Source organism: Streptomyces sp. CB02400, assembly GCF_001905725.1.
In the GTDB taxonomy this organism is placed as follows: domain Bacteria; phylum Actinomycetota; class Actinomycetes; order Streptomycetales; family Streptomycetaceae; genus Streptomyces; species Streptomyces atrovirens.
In genome coordinates, this window is the sequence record NZ_LIWB01000006.1 from 1 (window position 1) to 18,056 (window position 18,056).

Annotated in this window: 16 protein-coding genes and 1 rRNA gene; 12 read left to right on the forward strand and 5 right to left on the reverse strand. The window is 73.3% G+C overall.

Annotated elements, in window-relative coordinates; all coding sequences use genetic code 11:
• The first annotated feature begins 104 nt into the window (after nucleotides 1-104).
• A 5S ribosomal RNA gene (gene rrf, locus AMK33_RS16100) occupies nucleotides 105-221 on the forward strand.
• Nucleotides 222-307: 86 nt separating this feature from the next.
• Here rrf and AMK33_RS42845 read toward each other — a convergent pair.
• Nucleotides 308-1,312: a hypothetical protein gene (locus AMK33_RS42845; RefSeq protein WP_201263041.1), complete on the reverse strand. Its 1,005-nt coding sequence runs from the start codon at nucleotides 1,310-1,312 to the stop codon at nucleotides 308-310.
• 66 nt (nucleotides 1,313-1,378) lie between these two features.
• Here AMK33_RS42845 and AMK33_RS42850 point away from each other — a divergent pair, with 66 nt between their 5' ends.
• Nucleotides 1,379-2,113: a tetratricopeptide repeat protein gene (locus tag AMK33_RS42850; protein WP_201263039.1), complete on the forward strand. Its 735-nt coding sequence runs from the start codon at nucleotides 1,379-1,381 to the stop codon at nucleotides 2,111-2,113.
• A 63-nt stretch (nucleotides 2,114-2,176) separates the two neighbouring features.
• Here AMK33_RS42850 and AMK33_RS16110 read toward each other — a convergent pair whose 3' ends face one another.
• Nucleotides 2,177-3,484 (reverse strand): DUF1015 domain-containing protein, encoded by a 1,308-nt coding sequence (locus AMK33_RS16110; protein WP_073933511.1) that lies wholly within the window; start codon nucleotides 3,482-3,484, stop codon nucleotides 2,177-2,179.
• Between the two features lie 72 nt (nucleotides 3,485-3,556).
• Between AMK33_RS16110 and AMK33_RS16115 the strand changes: the two genes are divergently transcribed.
• The 4 genes from AMK33_RS16115 (at nucleotide 3,557) to AMK33_RS16130 (ending at nucleotide 7,617) form a co-directional block, all read left to right on the forward strand.
• Entirely contained in the window at nucleotides 3,557-4,585 is a 1,029-nt protein-coding gene (locus AMK33_RS16115) for an HAD hydrolase-like protein (protein WP_073933512.1), read from the forward strand.
• Between the two features lie 73 nt (nucleotides 4,586-4,658).
• On the forward strand, nucleotides 4,659-5,702 hold the full coding sequence (locus AMK33_RS16120) for a FecCD family ABC transporter permease (RefSeq protein ID WP_073933513.1): 1,044 nt from the start codon (nucleotides 4,659-4,661) through the stop codon (nucleotides 5,700-5,702).
• On the forward strand, nucleotides 5,699-6,736 hold the full coding sequence (locus AMK33_RS16125; protein ID WP_073933514.1) for a FecCD family ABC transporter permease: 1,038 nt from the start codon (nucleotides 5,699-5,701) through the stop codon (nucleotides 6,734-6,736). The genes AMK33_RS16120 and AMK33_RS16125 overlap by 4 nt, the downstream gene beginning before the upstream one ends.
• Complete coding sequence (locus AMK33_RS16130; RefSeq protein WP_073933515.1) at nucleotides 6,733-7,617, forward strand: ABC transporter ATP-binding protein; 885 nt, start codon at nucleotides 6,733-6,735, stop codon at nucleotides 7,615-7,617. The genes AMK33_RS16125 and AMK33_RS16130 overlap by 4 nt, the downstream gene beginning before the upstream one ends.
• Here the strand turns inward: AMK33_RS16130 and AMK33_RS16135 are convergent.
• A complete protein-coding gene (locus tag AMK33_RS16135) occupies nucleotides 7,601-7,948 on the reverse strand; it encodes a sterol-binding protein (protein ID WP_073933516.1) in 348 nt (115 codons plus the stop codon). The genes AMK33_RS16130 and AMK33_RS16135 overlap by 17 nt on opposite strands.
• A gap of 42 nt (nucleotides 7,949-7,990) precedes the next feature.
• On the opposite strand from AMK33_RS16135, the gene AMK33_RS16140 reads away from it, so the two are divergent.
• The 5 genes from AMK33_RS16140 to AMK33_RS16160 all read left to right on the forward strand — a co-directional run bounded on the left by AMK33_RS16140 (nucleotide 7,991) and on the right by AMK33_RS16160 (nucleotide 13,250).
• Nucleotides 7,991-8,278 carry a hypothetical protein gene (locus AMK33_RS16140; protein ID WP_073933517.1) on the forward strand — a complete coding sequence of 96 codons (288 nt, stop codon included), beginning with the start codon at nucleotides 7,991-7,993 and terminating at the stop codon, nucleotides 8,276-8,278.
• 7 nt (nucleotides 8,279-8,285) lie between these two features.
• Nucleotides 8,286-9,101 (forward strand): TlyA family RNA methyltransferase, encoded by an 816-nt coding sequence (locus AMK33_RS16145; RefSeq protein WP_073933518.1) that lies wholly within the window; start codon nucleotides 8,286-8,288, stop codon nucleotides 9,099-9,101.
• Complete coding sequence (locus tag AMK33_RS16150; RefSeq protein WP_073933519.1) at nucleotides 9,098-10,003, forward strand: NAD kinase; 906 nt, start codon at nucleotides 9,098-9,100, stop codon at nucleotides 10,001-10,003. The genes AMK33_RS16145 and AMK33_RS16150 overlap by 4 nt, the downstream gene beginning before the upstream one ends.
• A gap of 197 nt (nucleotides 10,004-10,200) precedes the next feature.
• Complete coding sequence (recN, locus tag AMK33_RS16155; protein WP_073933520.1) at nucleotides 10,201-11,943, forward strand: DNA repair protein RecN; 1,743 nt, start codon at nucleotides 10,201-10,203, stop codon at nucleotides 11,941-11,943.
• A gap of 188 nt (nucleotides 11,944-12,131) precedes the next feature.
• Entirely contained in the window at nucleotides 12,132-13,250 is a 1,119-nt protein-coding gene (locus tag AMK33_RS16160) for a glycosyltransferase family 4 protein (protein ID WP_073933521.1), read from the forward strand.
• A 17-nt stretch (nucleotides 13,251-13,267) separates the two neighbouring features.
• Here the strand turns inward: AMK33_RS16160 and AMK33_RS16165 are convergent, their stop codons facing one another.
• A complete protein-coding gene (locus AMK33_RS16165; protein ID WP_073933522.1) occupies nucleotides 13,268-14,899 on the reverse strand; it encodes a PucR family transcriptional regulator in 1,632 nt (543 codons plus the stop codon).
• A 74-nt stretch (nucleotides 14,900-14,973) separates the two neighbouring features.
• Between AMK33_RS16165 and AMK33_RS16170 the strand changes: the two genes are divergently transcribed.
• Nucleotides 14,974-15,930 carry an LLM class F420-dependent oxidoreductase gene (locus AMK33_RS16170; RefSeq protein ID WP_073933523.1) on the forward strand — a complete coding sequence of 319 codons (957 nt, stop codon included), beginning with the start codon at nucleotides 14,974-14,976 and terminating at the stop codon, nucleotides 15,928-15,930.
• Nucleotides 15,931-16,129: 199 nt separating this feature from the next.
• Here AMK33_RS16170 and AMK33_RS16175 read toward each other — a convergent pair whose 3' ends face one another.
• Entirely contained in the window at nucleotides 16,130-17,932 is a 1,803-nt protein-coding gene (locus AMK33_RS16175) for a glycoside hydrolase family 15 protein (RefSeq protein WP_073933524.1), read from the reverse strand.
• Nucleotides 17,933-18,056 lie beyond the last annotated feature (124 nt).

The window sequence follows — 18,056 nt, forward strand, 5'->3', positions numbered from 1 at the left end:
AGTTGCTCGCGTCCACTGTGTTAGTTCTGAGACAACGACCGTTGTCGGCTTTGAGCAGAACAGACAATAGAAGAGTGTGCTTGTTCGCTCGAAACCATTAGTGTTTCGGTGGTCATAGCGTAGGGGAAACGCCCGGTTACATTCCGAACCCGGAAGCTAAGCCTTACAGCGCCGATGGTACTGCAGGGGGGACCCTGTGGGAGAGTAGGACGCCGCCGAACAATCTTTGGAAGGACCCCTGGTCACCAGCGTTCAGCTGGGACCAGGGGTCCTTTTTTATTTATGCTTGCAGTACCGAAGACAGGAGTCACCGATGTCCACCAACTCTCCCGACGACCGACCGGAGCGCGACCAGCGGCGACGGGACAGTGGTGACCGCGGTGGCCGGAGCGGCCAGCGCGGAGATCGTGGCGGCTTCCGTCGTGACGACGACCGCGGTGGCCAGGGCCGGCGTGAAGGCGGAGACCGCGATCGCGACCGCGGCGGCTTCCGTCGCGACGACCGTCGTGATGACCGACGAGGCGATGACCGCGGACAGCGCGGTGGCTTCCGTCGTGACGACAACCGTGGTGGCGGGTACGGGCGTAGGGACGACCGTGACCGTGGGCCGCGTCATGACGACCGCGGTGACCGTCCCACGTTCCGCCGTGATGACCGTCGTGATGACCGCCCCTCCTTCCGTCGTGACGACCGGAGCGGTGATCGTCCCGCGTTCCGTCGGGACGACCGCGGTGACCGCCCCTCCTTCCGTCGTGACGATCGACGGGATGACCGGCGGGATGACCGTCGTGACAGCCACCGTGACGACAACCGTGGTGGCGGGTACGGGCGTAGGGACGACCGCGACCGTGACCGTGGGCCGCGTCGTGACGACCGCGGTGACCGTCCCACGTTCCGCCGTGATGACCGTCGTGATGACCGCCCCCCCTTCCGTCGTGACGACCGTCGTGACGACCGGAGGGATGACCGTCCTGCGTTCCGTCGTGATGACCGTCGTGATGACCGGCGGGATGACCGCCCCTCCTTCCGTCGTGACGACCGGAGGGATGACCGTCCTGCGTTCCGCCGTGACGACCGCCGTGACGACCGGCGGGATGACCGCCCCGCGTTCCGTCGCGACGACCGTGGTGACCGCGGTGGGTTCCGTCGTGACGACAACCGCGGTGAGCGTGGCGGTTTCGGTCGGCGTGAGGACAGCCGGGGTGGCGACCGTGGGGGCTTCCGCGGCCGGGACGACCGTGGTGGACGCGGGCCTCGGCGTGACGACCGCGGTGGGCGGCCCGGTGGGTTCCGTGGACGGGACGACCGGCACGGTGGCGGGCGTTTCCGTGAGGACCGGGACCGGGACCGCGACCGCGACCGCGAGCCGATCAAGCGGCTGCCGATCCCCGAGGACGTCACCGGCGAGGAGATCGACAAGGACGTACGGCAGGAGCTGCAGAGCCTGCCCAAGACGCTCGCGGAGGACGTCGCCAAGAACCTGGTGATGGTCGCCCGGCTGATCGACGAGGACCCCGAGGGCGCGTACGGCTACTCCAGGGTGGCCCTGCGGCTGGCGTCGCGTGTCGCCGCCGTACGGGAGGCCGCCGGGTTCGCCGCGTACGCGAACCAGAAGTACGCCGAGGCGCTCGCCGAGTTCCGGGCCGCGCGGCGGATGACCGGGACCGTGGAGCTGTGGCCCCTCATGGCCGACTGCGAGCGTGGGCTCGGCCGGCCGGAGAAGGCGCTGGACATGGCCGGTGCGCCCGAGGTGCAGAAGCTGGACAAGGCCGGGCAGGTCGAGATGCGGCTCGTCGCGGCCGGCGCCCGGCGTGACATGGGCCAGCTGGACGCGGCGATCGTGACGCTGCAGAGCTCCGAGCTGGCGTCCAACTCGGTCCAGCCGTGGACCGCGCGGCTGCGCTACGCCTACGCCGACGCGCTGCACGCCGCCGGCCGGAGCGGCGAGGCACGGGAGTGGTTCGCCAAGGCCGTGGAGGCCGACCGGGACGGCAGCACGGACGCCTCCGACCGGCTGGCCGAGCTGGACGGCGTGGAGTTCATGGACGCCCTCGACGAGGACCAGGCCGAGGACGAGACCGGCGGCACCGTGAACGAGGACGACAAGGACTGACGTCCGAGGCACAGCACGGAACGGACACGAAGGGGCGGGTCTCTGCGGAGACCCGCCCCTTCGTCACAGGTCGAGCGCCCGCAGGACCAGGCCCGACGCCGGCTTCGGGCCGAACGACGTCGACTTGCGCGGCATGGTGACGCCCTGGCGGGCCAGGTCGCGGACGACGTCCTCGTGCACCGGGTGCATCAGGACGGCCGTTCCGCCGTCGCGTTCCGCCTTCTCGACCGTGGCCGCCGTGTCGTGGATGTACGCGATGTGGGCGGGGGAGTCGGGGACGCGCCAGACGTGGTCGAGGAGCGTGGCGTGCAGGACCGTCGCGTCCAGGGTGCGCCAGGCCGCCGGGCGGTCGGCCGGGACGGTGCGGGCCAGCAGCTCCGGGTCCGGGCGGTCGACGAGATGGAAGGCGCCGTCCCCGGCGAGGAGGAACGCGTTGCCCGCCGACGCCGCCTCGCCCAGCGCGTCCATCGCCTCGGCGAGCGGTACGTCGAGACGGCGTACGCGGAACAGGCCGTCGAGGGCGGCCGAGGCGTCCGCGACCGGCAGGGCGTGCAGCAGCCGGTGGATGGCGCGCACACGCAGGGGATAGCGGGCCGTGTCGACCAGGAGGACCAGGCCGTGGTCCCAGGGACCGGGGGAGGGGTGCTCCGCGCGGAGGCGGCGGTAGGTCGCCCAGCGGTGGTGGCCGTCGGCGATGAGGGCCTGGTGACCGGCGAGTTCCCGTTGGATCGCGGCCAGGCCGGCGGGGTCGGTGACGGACCACAGGCGGTGGTGGAAACCGTCCTCCGTGGTGGTCGCCAGCAGGGGGCGCTGCTCGGCCGCGCGCTCGATCAGGGTGGCCGTGACGGTCGCCGAGCCGTCGCCTCCGTCGCCCCCCTCACCCCGGTAGGTGAGCAGCAGCGGTTCGAGGTTGGCGGAGGTGGCCCGCATCAGGTCCGCGCGGTCGGCGACGATGTGCGGCATGACGTCCTCGTGCGGCAGGACCAGCCGTTCGTCGGGGTCGGAGACGCGCAGCGCGCCGATGATGCCGCGCTGCACCGTGCCGTCGCCGTCGCGCTGCTCGTAGACGTACAGGCAGGGCACCGGGTCGGCGGTCAGGACCCCCTCCGCGCGCCAGCGGCGCAGCGTGTCGGCGGCCTGGGCGTTGCGCGCCTCGGGCGTGCCGGCCTCGGGGAGGATCAGCCGGACGATGTTGTGGGGGTCGGCGGACTGGAGGTGGTGCAGGCCGTCGGGGCGGACGACGACGTCGTACGGCGGGGATGTCACGGCGGCCAGGCTGCCGACCCGGTCGGGGTCGTATCGAAGGCCTCGGAACGGGGTGAGTTCCAGGCCCCGGGGCGCCATTGCCGTCGAGTGACCTGCAGTGTTCATCCCGGCATCGTACGGGTGTCGGTGGCATGGGGGATGATCGGGGGAAAGCCGTCGAACGAGGAGCGATGCGGAATGAGCCGGAGCGTCAGGACGAGGCCCGAGGGCAGTGGGCAGGCCCTGAGCGAGGCGTACGACACGGCGCTGCTCGACCTCGACGGTGTGGTGTACGCGGGCGGGAGCGCGATCGTCCACGCGGTCGAGTCGCTGGCCACGGCCCGCGAGGGCGGTATGCGTCTCGCCTACGTGACCAACAACGCCCTGCGCACCCCGGACGTCGTGGCCGCTCATCTGACCGAGCTGGGGATACCGGCGGAGGCCGGCGACGTCATCACCTCCGCGCAGGCGGTCGCGCGGCTGGTCGCCGAGCAGGTGCCGCAGGGCGCCCGGGTGCTGGTGATCGGTGGCGAGGGGCTGCGGGTGGCGCTGCGTGAGCGCGGGCTCGTGCCGGTGGAGTCGGCGGACGACGACCCGGTGGCGGTCGTCCAGGGGTACGGCGGGCCGGAGCTGCCGTGGGGGAGGTTCGCCGAGGCGTCGTACGCCGTGGCGCGCGGGCTGCCGTGGTTCGCGTCCAACACCGATCTGACGATTCCCAGCGGCCGGGGCATCGCCCCGGGCAACGGCGCGGCGGTGGAGGTCGTACGGATCGCCACGGGCGCCGAGCCGCAGGTCGCGGGCAAGCCGCTGCCGCCGATGCACCGGGAGACGATCCTGCGGACGGGCGCCGAGCGGCCGTTGGTGGTGGGGGACCGGCTGGACACGGACATCGAGGGCGCGTTCAACGGCGAGGTGGACTCGCTGCTGGTGCTGACCGGGGTGACGGACGGCGCGCGACTGCTCACCGCGCCGCCGCGGCACCGGCCGACGTATGTCGACGCCGATCTGCGCGGGATGCTCACCGGGCAGCCGGAGGTCGTCGGGGCGGGCGAGGGGTTCCGGTGCGGTGGCTGGACGGCGACGGCCGGGACCGGGGAGCTGGAACTGGAGGGCGCCGGGGGCGCGCTGGACGGGCTGCGCGCGCTGTGCGCGGCGGCGTGGACGGCGGCCGGGGAAGGCGCGTGCGAGCTGGACGGCGGGAAGGCGCTGGCACGGCTGGGGTGGTGAGAGCCCCCCGTGTCACCTGGGAGGCCGGACCTCGGGATCACGATCGGATGGCAGGGTAGGCTAACCTAACTGCGTGTTGGTCGAGAGTCCCCCCGAACAGCGCGCGGAGACCGCCCCCGCGCCCCCGAACCGCCGGGCGATACGCGTCCTCGGGCTGCTCCTCTCCGTCGTGATCCTGGTGCTCGTCGCGCTGGCGAGCATCGCGATCGGGGCGAAGGAGCTGTCCCTGGAGCAGGTCTGGCACGGCCTGTTCGAGGACTCGGGCACCTACGGCGACGTCGTCGTGGCCGACAGACTGTCACGAACCGTCCTCGGCGTGCTCGTGGGAGCCGCGCTCGGCCTGGCGGGATCGGTTCTGCAGGCGCTCACCCGCAACCCGCTGGCCGACCCCGGACTGCTCGGCATCAACGCGGGCGCGTCCGCCGCCGTCGTCACCGCCATCACCTTCTTCGGCGTCACCTCACTGTCCGGATACGTGTGGTTCGCCTTCTTCGGGGCGGCGGCCGTCGGCGCGCTGGTGTGGTTCCTCGGCGGCAGCCGGGGCGCGACGCCGGTGCGGCTGGTGCTCGCCGGCACGGCCATCAGCGCGGCGCTGTTCGGCTACCTCCAGGCCATCATGATCCTCGACGACGCGGCGCTCGGCAGGATGCGTTTCTGGACGGTGGGTTCACTGGCCTCGGGGACTGATTCGACCGTCGTCCAGGTGCTGCCGTTCCTGTTCGCCGGTTCCGTCCTGGCGCTGGCGCTCGCCCGGCCGCTCAACGCCATGGCCATGGGCGACGACACCGCCAAGGCCCTCGGCGCCAACCTCAACCGCACCCGCGCGCTGTCCATGCTCGCCGCGACCGTGCTGTGCGGGGCCGCGACCGCCGCCTGCGGGCCGATCGTCTTCGTCGGCCTGATGGTGCCGCACATCGTGCGCTCCTTCACCGGACCCGACCTGCGCTGGATCCTGCCGTACGCCGCGATCCTGTCGCCCGTGCTGCTGCTCGGCGCCGACGTCATCGGCCGGATCGTGGCCCGGCCCGCCGAACTCCAGGTCGGCATCGTCACCGCGATCCTCGGCGGCCCGGTCTTCATCTTTCTCGTACGACGGCGGAGGACGGCCCAGCTGTGAAGACCAACCGCGCGGTGCGCACTCCCGGCGGCCTCTCGGTGCGGCTGGACGTGCGCGCCCTCACCGTCGTCGTCCTGCTGCTGCTCGCGGCGCTCACCGCGAGCGTGGTGCTGATCGGCACCGGCGACTTCCCGATCCCCGCCGGCGACGTGCTCAAGACCCTCGTCGGCGAGGGCAACGCCGGCCAGGAGTTCATCGTCACCGAACTCAGGCTGCCCAGGGTCCTGGTCGGGCTGCTCGTCGGCGCCTCCCTCGGGCTCGGCGGGGCGCTGTTCCAGTCCGTCTCCCGCAACCCGCTGGGCAGCCCGGACGTGCTCGGCCTCGGACAGGGGGCGACGGCCGGCGCCCTCACGGTGATCGTGCTGTTCTCCGGGACCGCCAACCAGGTCGCCCTCGGCGCGCTCGCCGGCGGACTGGTGACCGGGTTCGCCATCTACGCGCTCGCCTGGAAGCGGGGCGTGCACGGATACCGGCTGGTCCTGGTCGGCATCGGCGTCTCGGCGATCGTCACGGCGGTCAACGGCTACCTGCTCACCAAGTCCGACATCGTCGACGCGGCCCGCGCGGTGGTGTGGATGACCGGATCCCTCGACGGCCGGGACTGGGACCAGGTCTGGCCGCTGCTCGCCCTGTGCGCCGTCCTCGTACCGCTGGTCCTGGCCAACTCGCGCGGCCTGCGGATGATGGAGATGGGCGACGACGTGTCGTACGCCCTCGGCGTGCGCGTGGAGCGCGTACGGCTGCTGCTGATGCTGTCGGCCGTCCTGCTCACCGCGTCCGCGACCGCCGCCGCCGGACCGGTCACCTTCGTCGCGCTCACCGCGCCCCAGCTCGCCCGGCGGCTGACCCGCTCGCCCGGCCCCAACCTGGCCGCGTCGCTGTGCATGGGCGCCGCCCTCCTGGTCACCGCCGACTGGGTGTCGCAGCGGGCGTTCGGCGCCGAGCAGCTGCCCGTGGGCGTGGTCACCGGCGTGCTCGGCGGTGTCTATCTGCTGTGGCTGCTGGTCACCGAGCGCAAGGCAGGCCGGATATGAGCGCCGGCACCACCACCAGCAGCAGCGGGACGAACCACCGAAGGAGCACCGTGAACCGACTGTCCGCCGAGAACGTCACCCTGGCCTACGACCAGCGGGTCATCGCCGAGCAGCTGTCGGTGGAGATACCGGACAACTCCTTCACCGTGATCGTCGGCCCCAACGCGTGCGGCAAGTCGACGCTGCTGCGGGCGCTGTCGAGGATGCTCAAGCCGAGCGAGGGGCGCGTCCTGCTCGACGGGCAGGTCATCCAGTCGATGCCGGCCAAGAAGGTCGCCCGCACCCTCGGCCTGCTGCCCCAGTCGTCCATCGCGCCCGACGGCATCACCGTCGGCGACCTGGTGGGCCGTGGCCGATACCCGCACCAGGGCCTGCTGCGCCAGTGGTCCGACGAGGACGAGCGCGTCGTCCAGGAGTCGATGGCCCGCACCGGCGTCGCCGAGCTGGCGGAACGCTACGTCGACGAGCTCTCCGGCGGTCAGCGGCAGCGCGTGTGGATCGCCATGGCGCTGGCCCAGCAGACCCCGCTGCTGCTCCTCGACGAGCCGACCACGTTCCTCGACATCCAGCACCAGATCGACGTGCTCGACCTCTGCGCGGACCTGCACGAGGAGCAGGGGCGCACCCTCGTCGCCGTCCTCCACGACCTCAACCACGCCGCCCGGTACGCCACCCACCTCATCGCCCTGCGCGGGGGGAAGGTCATCGCCCAGGGCGCCCCGAAGGACATCGTCACCGCCGGTCTGGTCGAGGAGGTCTTCGGGCTGCGCTGCCAGGTCATCGACGATCCCGAGACGGGCACCCCGCTGGTGGTGCCGGCGGCCCGCACCGCGCGGGCGAAGGGCACGGCGCAGAAGGTGGGCGCTACAGAAGCTTCCTGAGGTGGAACAGGTCGCGCAGACCCGCCTCAAGACGCACCCGGCCCGAACCCCAGGCCTTGGCGAAGTGCAGTTCGCCGTCGACCAGGGCCAGCAGGTCGTCGCCCGTCATCGCGAGCCGTATCTGCGCCCTCTCGCGCGGCGGGCCGGGGAACGTCTCGTGCACCTCGATCCGGCCGCCGGTGAGCCGGCCGGCGAAGGTCACGTCCAGGTCGGTGATGTGGCAGCTGACCGAACGGTCCATCGCCACGGCCGCGCGGACGTCCCCCTCGGCGCTCGCCATGTTGTCCGAAAGCTTGTCGAGTGCGGTACGGCACTCCTCGATCGTGGCCATCGCGGACGACGGTACACCGGGCGTTCGCGGTAGCGTCGGGGCATGAACGACGCAGTGCCGGAGCCGGAGGGCACGGACCCGGGCAGCGTGCGGCCGACGCCCGACGACGACCCCGCCGCCCCCGCGCCCCTGGACGTGCCGCGCGCCCCCACCGGGCACCCCGAGGTCGACGCCCACGTGGCGCGGCTGGCCGACGCCGACCACCTCACCACGGACGGCCATGCCGAGGTGTACGAGGATGTACACCGGGGGCTGCGCGACGCGCTCACCGCGCTCGACGCCCGCCCGGGACCCCCGGTGCCCCCACCGGTACACGAACACAGGAGCTGAACCGAACGTGGCAGGAGTCGCACGCCGCCGTCTCGACGCGGAGCTGGTCCGCCGTAAGCTCGCGCGCTCGCGCGAGCACGCCAGCCAGCTGATCGCCGCCGGGCGGGTCAGCGTCGGCAAGACGGTCGCGACCAAACCCGCCACACAGGTGGAGACCGCCGCCGCGATCGTCGTCGTCGAGGACGCGGGCGACCCGGACTACGTCTCGCGCGGCGGCCACAAGCTGGCCGGCGCCCTGGACGCCTTCGTGCCGCTGGGGCTGGTCGTCGAGGGGCGGCGGGCGCTCGACGCAGGCGCCTCCACCGGTGGCTTCACCGACGTCCTGCTGCGGGCCGGGGCCGCGCACGTGGTCGCCGTGGACGTCGGATACGGACAACTCGCCTGGTCTCTCCGGAATGATGAACGCGTCACCGTCAAGGACCGTACGAACGTACGGGAGTTGACGCTCGAGGTCATCGATGGGGAACCTGTGGATCTTGTTGTGGGGGATCTGTCCTTCATCCCGCTCGGACTGGTGCTGCCCGCCCTGAAGCGGTGCGTGAAACCGGACGCCGACCTGGTGATGATGGTGAAGCCGCAGTTCGAGGTGGGCAAGGAGCGGCTGGGCAGCGGCGGAGTCGTCCGCAGCCCGCAGCTGCGTGCCGAGGCCGTGCGGGGGGTGGCCGCGAAGGCCTGGGAGCTGGGGCTCGGGGCGCAGGGCGTGACGGCCAGTCCGCTGCCCGGCCCCTCGGGGAATGTCGAATACTTTCTGTGGTTGCGGGCCGGGGCTCCGGAACTGGACCCGGCCGACGTTGACCGTGCTGTGGCGGAGGGGCCGCGTTGACACAGAACCGAGCTCGTACTGTTTTCCTGCTGGCCCACACCGGGCGGCCCGCGGCCATCCGCAGCGCCGAGCTCGTGGTCAAAGGGCTGCTGCGCTCCGGTCTCGGGGTACGGGTCCTGGAGGACGAGGCCCGCGACCTGCCGCTCCCGGACGACGTGGAGACCGTCAAGGAGGCCACGCCGCAGTGCCTGGACGACTGCGAGCTGCTGATAGTGCTGGGCGGTGACGGCACGCTGCTGCGCGGCGCCGAGTTCGCCCGCGCCTCCGGGGTGCCCATGCTGGGCGTCAACCTCGGGCGGGTCGGCTTCCTCGCCGAGGCCGAGCGGGACGACCTCGACAAGGTCGTCGACCGGGTGGTGAGCCGCGCCTACGAGGTCGAGGAGCGGATGACCGTCGACGTCGTGGTGCACCGCAACGGCGACATCGTGCACACGGACTGGGCGCTGAACGAGGCTGCCGTGCAGAAGGTGTCCGCCGAGCGGATGCTGGAGGTCGTCCTGGAGATCGACGGGCGGCCGGTCACCGGGTTCGGCTGCGACGGGATCGTGTGCGCGACCCCGACCGGGTCCACCGCGTACGCCTTCTCCGCGGGAGGGCCCGTGGTGTGGCCGGAGGTCGAGGCGCTGCTGATGGTGCCGATCTCGGCGCACGCGCTGTTCGCCAAGCCGTTGGTGACCTCGCCGGACTCGGTGCTGGCGGTGGAAATGCTGCCGCACGTCCCTCCGGGGGTGCTGTGGTGCGACGGGCGGCGGACCGTCGAGCTGCCGGTCGGGGCGCGGGTGGAGGTACGGCGGGGGGCCGTTCCGGTGAGGCTGGCTCGGTTGCACCATGCTTCGTTCACCGACCGGTTGGTCGCGAAGTTCGCGTTGCCCGTGTCGGGGTGGCGAGGGGCGCCGCACTAGGCACGGCCGGGCGCGGCGCCCCGGGCCCCGCGTCTGCGGGGAGCAACGTATCCGGAGCTCGTCCAGAACGCATACGACCGGACCACCCCCGCTGCAGCGGGGAACACCCGTTCAACGAGCGAACCCGTCGGCGGGTCACGGTCTGAGATGACGCCGGACGGGCGGGGCGGCGTCGCACACCACGTGTGAAACCTCGTATGGTCGGGGGCGTGCTTGAGGAGATGCGGATACGGTCGCTCGGGGTCATCGACGATGCTGTTGTCGAGCTGTCGCCCGGCTTCACCGCCGTCACCGGTGAGACGGGTGCGGGCAAGACCATGGTGGTCACCAGCCTGGGCCTGCTGCTGGGTGGACGGGCGGATGCGGCCCTGGTGCGGATCGGCGCGCGGAACGCGGTGGTCGAGGGACGGATCGCCGTGCCCGAGGGCGCCGCGGCCGTCGTACGGGCCGAGGAGGCCGGGGCCGAGCTGGACGACGGGACGCTGCTGGTCAGCCGGACCGTTTCCGCCGAGGGGCGGTCACGGGCGCACCTGGGCGGGCGGAGCGTGCCCGTGGGGCTGCTCGCCGAGCTCGCCGACGACCTGGTGGCCGTGCACGGGCAGACCGACCAGCAGGGGCTGCTGAAGCTGTCCCGGCAGCGGCAGGCGCTCGACCGGTACGCCGGGTACGCGGTCGCCGTGCCGCTCGGCAAGTACGGCGAGGCGTACAAGCGGCTGCGGGCCGTGGCCACGGAGCTGGAGCAGATCACCACGCGCGCGCGTGAGCGGGCCCAGGAGGCCGACCTGCTGCGCTTCGGGCTGGAGGAGATCGCCGCCGTGGAGCCCCGCGCGGGCGAGGACGTGGAGCTGGCGGAGGAGGCGGAGCGGCTCGGGCACGCCGAGGCGCTGGCGTCCGCCGCGGCGGTCGCGCACGCCGCGCTCGCGGGCAATCCGGAGGACCCCGAGGGCGTGGACGCCGGGACGCTCGTCGCGGGCGCCCAGCGGGCCCTGGAGGCCGTACGGGCGCACGATCCGGCGCTGGCCGCGCTGACCGACCGGATCGGGGAGGTCGGCATCCTGCTGCGGGACGTGGCCGGGGAGCTGGCGGGGTACGCCGACGACCTGGACGCCGATCCGCTGCGGCTGGCGGCGGTGGAGGAGCGGCGGGCCGCGCTCACCGGGCTGACCCGGAAGTACGGCGAGGACATCGCGTCGGTGCTGGCGTGGGCCGAGCAGGGCGCCGCGCGGCTGACCGAACTGGACGGCGACGACGAGCGGATCGGGGAGCTGACCGCCGAGCGTGACGCGCTCCGCGCGGAGCTGGGCGTCCTGGCGCAGGAGCTGACGGACGCGCGGACGGAGGCGGCACAGCGGTTCGCGTCGGCGGTCACCGCCGAGCTGGCCTCGCTCGCCATGCCGCACGCGCGCGTGTCGTTCGACATCCGGCAGACCGAGGACCCGGAGGGCGTCGAGGTGGACGGGCGCACGGTGGCCTACGGGCCGTCGGGCGTGGACGAGGTGGAGCTGCTGCTCGCCCCGCATCCCGGAGCGCCGCCCCGGCCCATCGCCAAGGGCGCGTCGGGTGGTGAGCTGTCGCGCGTGATGCTGGCCGTGGAGGTGGTGTTCGCGGGCACGGACCCCGTGCCGACGTACCTCTTCGACGAGGTCGACGCCGGTGTCGGCGGCAAGGCGGCGGTCGAGATCGGCCGGCGGCTCGCGAAGCTGGCGAAGACCGCGCAGGTCGTGGTCGTCACGCACCTGCCGCAGGTGGCCGCGTTCGCCGACCGGCAGCTGCTGGTGGAGAAGACCAACGACGGCTCGGTCACCCGGTCCGGCGTGAAGGTGCTCGAAGGCGAGGACCGCATCCGCGAACTCTCCCGCATGCTCGCCGGCCAGGAGGACTCGGAAACGGCCCGAGCTCACGCGGAGGAGCTGCTGGCGACGGCACGGGCGGACGTGTAGCCGGAGGAGGGTGAGGTTCCGTCACTCGTGTGGGTGACATGTTGTTCTGTGCGGACTCGGGCCTGTGACGTCGGCGTTGCCGGAACGGCCGTACGGCCTGGCATCCTTGACGGAGTACGGCGAGGACATCGCCCGATCCTTCTGTACGTTCTTCGGGACCGCACGAACCGAACCAGGAGCCCGGCCACGTGACCCCCGTGAGCAGCCACTCACCGCTGCGCACCGTGCAGGTGCTGGGCGGTGGCAACGCCGCCAGCAGCGCCCATGTGCGCTCGCTGGCCGCGGGGCTCGTCGCGAGGGGCGTGCGGGTCACGGTGTGCGCCCCCGTCGAGGCGGATCACACCTACGACTTCACCGGCGTCGGCGCCGAGCACGTGCACGTGCCGCGCAGCAGCGACCCGGGGTCGGTGGCCGCGCTCCGCGCCGCCTGCACGGGCGCCGACCTGGTCCACGCGCACGGGCTGCACGCCTCCTTCCGCACCGTGCTCGCCCTGAGCGGACGGCGTACCCCGCTCATCGTCACCTGGCACGACCGGGCGCACGCCGACGGCCCGCGCGCCCACTTCCTGCGTGTGCTGGAGCGGCGGGTCGTCAAGGCGGCCACCGTGGTGCTCGGGACGACCTCCGCCCTCGTCGACCGGGCGCGCCGCACGGGCGCGCGGGACGCCCGGCTGGCCGCCGTGTCCCTCCCCGGGCCCCGCACCTCCCCGGTGCCGGACGACCCCGACCGGCTGCGGCCCAAGGTCCGGGCCGAACTCGGCGCCATCGGCCGCCCGTTGCTCACCGCCGTCGGTTCCCTCGAACGGCACCGTGGCTACGACGTCCTGCTGGACGCCGCACACGCGTGGCGGCGCCTCGACCCCGTACCGCTGGTGGTGCTCGCCGGGGAGGGGCCGCTGCGCGGCGAACTCCAGCGCAGGATCGAGGAGGAGGAGTTGCCGGTCCGGCTCGTCGGCCGGCGCGACGACATCACCGATCTGCTGGCCGCCGCCGACATCGCGCTGCTGCCGAGCCGGTGGGAGTCGCGCTCCCCGCTCGCCCAGGAGGCCCTCCACGCGCGCGTGCCGCTCGTCGCGACCGAGGTGGGCGGCATCCCCGAACTCGTCGGCGACGCCGCCGAACTCGTCCCGTACGGCAACGCGCGGGCGCTCGCGGACGCCGTCGTACGGCTGCTGGACGATCCCGACCGTCGGGAGCTCCTCAGGGAACGCGGGGTGCGGCAGGCCGCCACCTGGCCGACCGAGGACGAGACGGTCGCCCAAGTACTCAGCGTGTACGACGAGTTGACACAGCTCAGACCACTCTGAGGCGACGGCTCCCGGCTTCAGGGGACGTGTCGGCGGGCGCGTAGGGCCAGGCCCAGGGCCAGGACCGTGTGCGGGTCGTCGAGGTCGGTGGACAGCAACTCGCCTATGCGGGCGAGCCTGTTGTAGAGGGTCTGCCGGTTCAGGTGGAGTTCGCGGGCCGTCTCCGCCTTGCGTCCGGCGTGCGCCAGGTAGGTCTCCAGGGTGGGAAGCAGGGGCGGCTTGGAACGGCGGTCGTGGTCCAGTACCGGACCGATCGCGCGGTCCACGAAGTCCGCCAGATCCGGGTGGTCGCGCAGCCGCCACAGCAGCAGGTCGATGTCCAGCCGCCGGGCGTCGTACCAGGGGCGGTCCGGCAGCCCCTGCGCTGCCGTCGCCGTCTCCGCCGCGTGCCGCAGCCCCGTGGACGCCGCCGCCCAGCCGCCGGCCGGCCCGACCACCACGACGGGCGGCCGGCCCCCGGGCCGCAGCATCCCCGCACGCTCCACGCCCGCCCGCAGCGCCGCCGCCACCCGGTCCGCGACCGCCGGCCGTTCGGCCTCCGCGCGGAGCCCCAGCAGCAGCGGCACCCGCCCCTCCACCGGCCGCACACCCAGCAGGACGGGCACCCCGAGCGAGGCCAGTTCCTCGCCCACCGCGCGGGCCAGCACCGCCCAGCCGCCGCCCTGCGGGGACAGCGCGTCGCCGAGCCGCATCACCACCGGCAGCAGCGGCCCGGTCCCCGGCTTGAAACCCAGCACGCGCGCCTGCGCGGGCGCGTCCGCCGCGCCGACGCGGCCCTCGGCGAGGTCGGTGAGGAAGTCCCCGCGCCCCCGCGCCGCCAGCTCCTCCTCCTGACGCGCCTGCATCAGCACCACGGCGAGCAGGCCGGCCGCCCGCTCGGCCGCCATGCGGTGCACCGGTTCCGGCGCGCTGCGCACCGGAAGCAGCACCAGCCGCGCCCGTACGCCGCCGCTGCCGGGACCGCCGCCGGGCACGTCCACGAGCGCCGAACCGGCCGGCGGGTCGTCCTGGTGCCGGTCGCGCAGCCCCTCCCACACCTGGAGCGGATCCGCGCCCTCGGGCCCCTCACCGGCCGCGTACAGCAGCCGGCCGTCGGTCGTCTCCAGGAACACCGGGTTGCCGGTGAACCCGGCGAGGATCCCCAGCACCCGCGGGACTCCGCCGCCGCCCAGCAGCGCCTCGGTGCACCGGCGGTGCACCTCCTCCGCGCGTTGCAGCAGTGCGTAGTGCCCGTTGACGATCTCGGTGTGGATCTCCTCGGTGACCGCCACGAACGGCACCTCGCGGTGCAGCTGGACCAGCGGCAGCCCCGCCGACCTGGCCGAGTCGACGAGGGCGGCGGGCAGCCGGGAGAACCGCGGGCCCAGTTCGACGACGAGGGCCGCGATGCCCCGCTCGGCCAGCGTGCGCACGAACGCCCGCTGGTCGGCGGGGCGGGTGCCGAGCCCGTACCCGGTGGTCAGCAGCAGCTCGCCGCCCTTGAGCAGCGAGGCGATGTTGGGCACCTCACCGGCGTGCACCCAGCGCACCGTGCGCCCCAGCCGGTCGGCGCCCGCCACGACCTCCGGCAGTCCACTGCGCAGCCCGGGCAGCTCCAGCGCCCGCCGCACGGTGATCCCGGCGCCCCGGGTGTCGTATCCGCTGTCCATACGGGGACGCTACCTGCGCGGATGTCGCCCGGACAGCCGGGGTTCGCATGACGTCGAAGGGGTAGGGCGCGATCATGGAGATCAGTGTGGTCGCCGCGGCGCGCGAGGACGACAGGCCCGTCGACGAGCCGTTGCGGGTGGCGGCGGTCGCCGACCGGCTCGGATACGGCGAGGTGTGGCTCGGCGAGGGGCCGACCTGGGACGCGTTCGTGCTGGCCACAGCGGTCGGGCGGGCCACCGGCAGGGTCGCCCTGACCGCCGGTCCGGTGGCGGTGTCGGTGCGCGACGCGTACAGCCTCGCGCGGGGCGCCGCATCGACGGCGGCGGTCACCGGGCGTCCGGTGGGGGTGGCGCTGGGCACGTCCAGCAAGCGGGTCGTCGAGGGCGTGCACGACCGGCCCCGGGTCCGCCCCGCGGCCGTGCTGGAGGAGACGGCCGCCGCCCTGCGGGTGCTGCTGCACGGGAAGCCCGGCGAGCCGGTCGTGCCCGGCAGCGGGTTCCGGCGCCGGCAGCGGCCGCCCGGCGGTCCGCTCACGGTGGCCGCGTTCGGCGACCGGGCGATCGCCACGGCCGCCGCGCACGCCGACCGGATGCTCCTCGACGTGGTCTCCCCGGAACAGGTCCGCGTCCTGCGCGCCAGAATGCTCGACGCGGCCGAGCGGGCCGGCCGCACCCCGCCGAGACTGGCCGCCTGGGTGCCCGCCGCCGTCGACCCCGACCCGGCCTCACTGACCCAGGTCCTGCGCAGCGTCGTCGGCTACCTCACCGTGCCCGGCTACCGCGAGATGTTCGCGGCGGCGGGCTTCGACGAGGCCGTCGACCTGGCCCGTACGGGCGCCGACGCCGACACGCTGCTACGGGCCCTGCCGGTCGAGGCCGCGGCCACGGTCGGCCTGATCGGCACCCCCGACACCGTGCGGGCCCGCATGGACGCCTACGCGGCGGCCGGCCTGGACGAGCTCGCCCTGGTCCCGGCCACTGCGGGCGACCCCGACGGCGAACGCACCCTGACGGCGCTCGCGCCGGGCTAGGGGGCGTTGCTCGGGTCGGGCCGGGGCGCGGGCCCCGGCACGCACCCCCGGAGGGGGACTCCCGTCGCCCCCGCTCGGGCCGGCCACGAGGCGCCGTCGCGCGCGTGTGCGGTGCCCGACAGGGCGGCGACGGCTGCCGGCCGGCCGCCCCGGCGGGCGCGGGAGGCACCGCCGCCGGGTGTTCCGGGACGCGCGGGCCTCAGCCTCCGTACGCCCCCGAGGCCGTCAGCCGCAGGGCCGTGTCGATGAGGGGGACGTGGCTGAAGGCCTGCGGGAAGTTGCCGACCTGGCGCTTCAGGCGCGGGTCCCACTCCTCCGCCAGCAGGCCGAGGTCGTTGCGCAGGGAGAGCAGCTTCTCGAAGAGCTTCCGCGCCTCGTCCACCCGGCCGATCATCGCCAGGTCGTCCGCCATCCAGAACGAGCAGGCGAGGAACGCGCCCTCGTCGCCCGGCAGACCGTCGACGCCCTCGTGCTCCCCCTCGGTCGGGTAGCGCAGGATGAAGCCGTCGGAGGTGGACAGCTCGCGCTGGATCGCCTCGACGGTGCCGATCACCCGCTTGTCGTCCGGCGGCAGGAAGCCCACCTGCGGGATCAGCAGCAGGGAGGCGTCCAGCACCTTCGAGCCGTAGGACTGCGTGAAGGTGTTGCGCTCCTTGTCGTAGCCCTTCTCGCACACGTCCCGGTGGATGTCGTCGCGCAGCCGCTTCCACTCCTCCAGCGGGCCGTCGGCGTCGCCGGACTCGATCAGCTTGATGGTGCGGTCGACGGCGACCCAGGCCATCACCTTGGAGTGCACGAAGTGGCGGCGCGGGCCGCGCACCTCCCAGATGCCCTCGTCCGGCTCCTGCCAGTGCTTCTCCAGGTAGCGGATCAGCTTGAGCTGGAGCAGCGAGGCGTAGTCGTTGCGGGCCAGGCCGGTCATGTGGGCCAGGTGCAGGGCCTCGGTGACCTCGCCGTACACATCGAGCTGGAGCTGGTGCGCCGCGCCGTTGCCCACCCGGACCGGGGCGGAGTCCTCGTAGCCGGGCAGCCAGTCCAGCTCCGCCTCGCCGAGCTCGCGCTCACCGGCGATGCCGTACATGATCTGCAGGTTCTCCGGGTCGCCCGCCACCGCGCGGAGCAGCCACTCGCGCCAGGCGCGGGCCTCCTCGCGGTAGCCGGTGCGCAGCAGCGACGACAGGGTGATCGCCGCGTCCCGCAGCCAGGTGTAGCGGTAGTCCCAGTTGCGGACGCCGCCGATGTCCTCCGGCAGGGAGGTGGTGGGCGCGGCCACGATGCCGCCGGTCGGGGCGTACGTCAGGGCCTTGAGCGTGATCAGGGAGCGGATCACGGCCTCGCGGTAGGGGCCGTGGTACGTACAGTGCTCCACCCACTCGCGCCAGAACTCCTCGGTCGCCTCCAGCGACTGCTCCGGCTCCGGCAGCGGCGGCGGCTGCTTGTGCGAGGGCTCCCAGGAGACGGTGAACGCGATCCGCTCGCCCGGCGAGACCGTGAAGTCCGAGTACGTGGTCAGCGACTCGCCGTAGGTCTGCACGGAGGTGTCGAACCACACGGAGTCCGGGCCCGCGACGGCGACCGTGCGCCCCTCGTGCCGGTGCACCCACGGGACGATCCTGCCGTAGGAGAACCGCATCCGCAGCGCCGAACGCATCGGCACCCGGCCCGAGACGCCCTCCACGATCCGGATGAGCTGCGGGGCGCCGTCGCGCGGGGGCATGAAGTCCGTCACCCGGACCGTGCCGCGCGGGGTGTCCCACTCCGACTCCAGGATCAGCGAGTCGCCGCGGTAGCCGCGCCGGGTCGCCGTGGGCGGTTCGGCGTCGTCGGCGTGCGCGGGACCCAGCCGCCAGAAGCCGTGCTCCTCGGTGCCCAGCAGGCCGGCGAAGATGGCATGGGAGTCGAAACGGGGCAGGCACAGCCAGTCCACCGTGCCGTCCCGGCAGACCAGCGCGGCGGTCTGCATGTCTCCGATGAGTGCGTAGTCTTCGATGCGCCCGGCCACGTGCAACTCCAGTCGAACGGCCACGTCACCCCTCAAGGGGGTTGTCGCTTGGTGCGGTCAAGGGGTTTTGAAATGCGTCGTTGAGCTGTGAAGCAAAACAGTCGCCCAGCCTTGCATGCAAAGC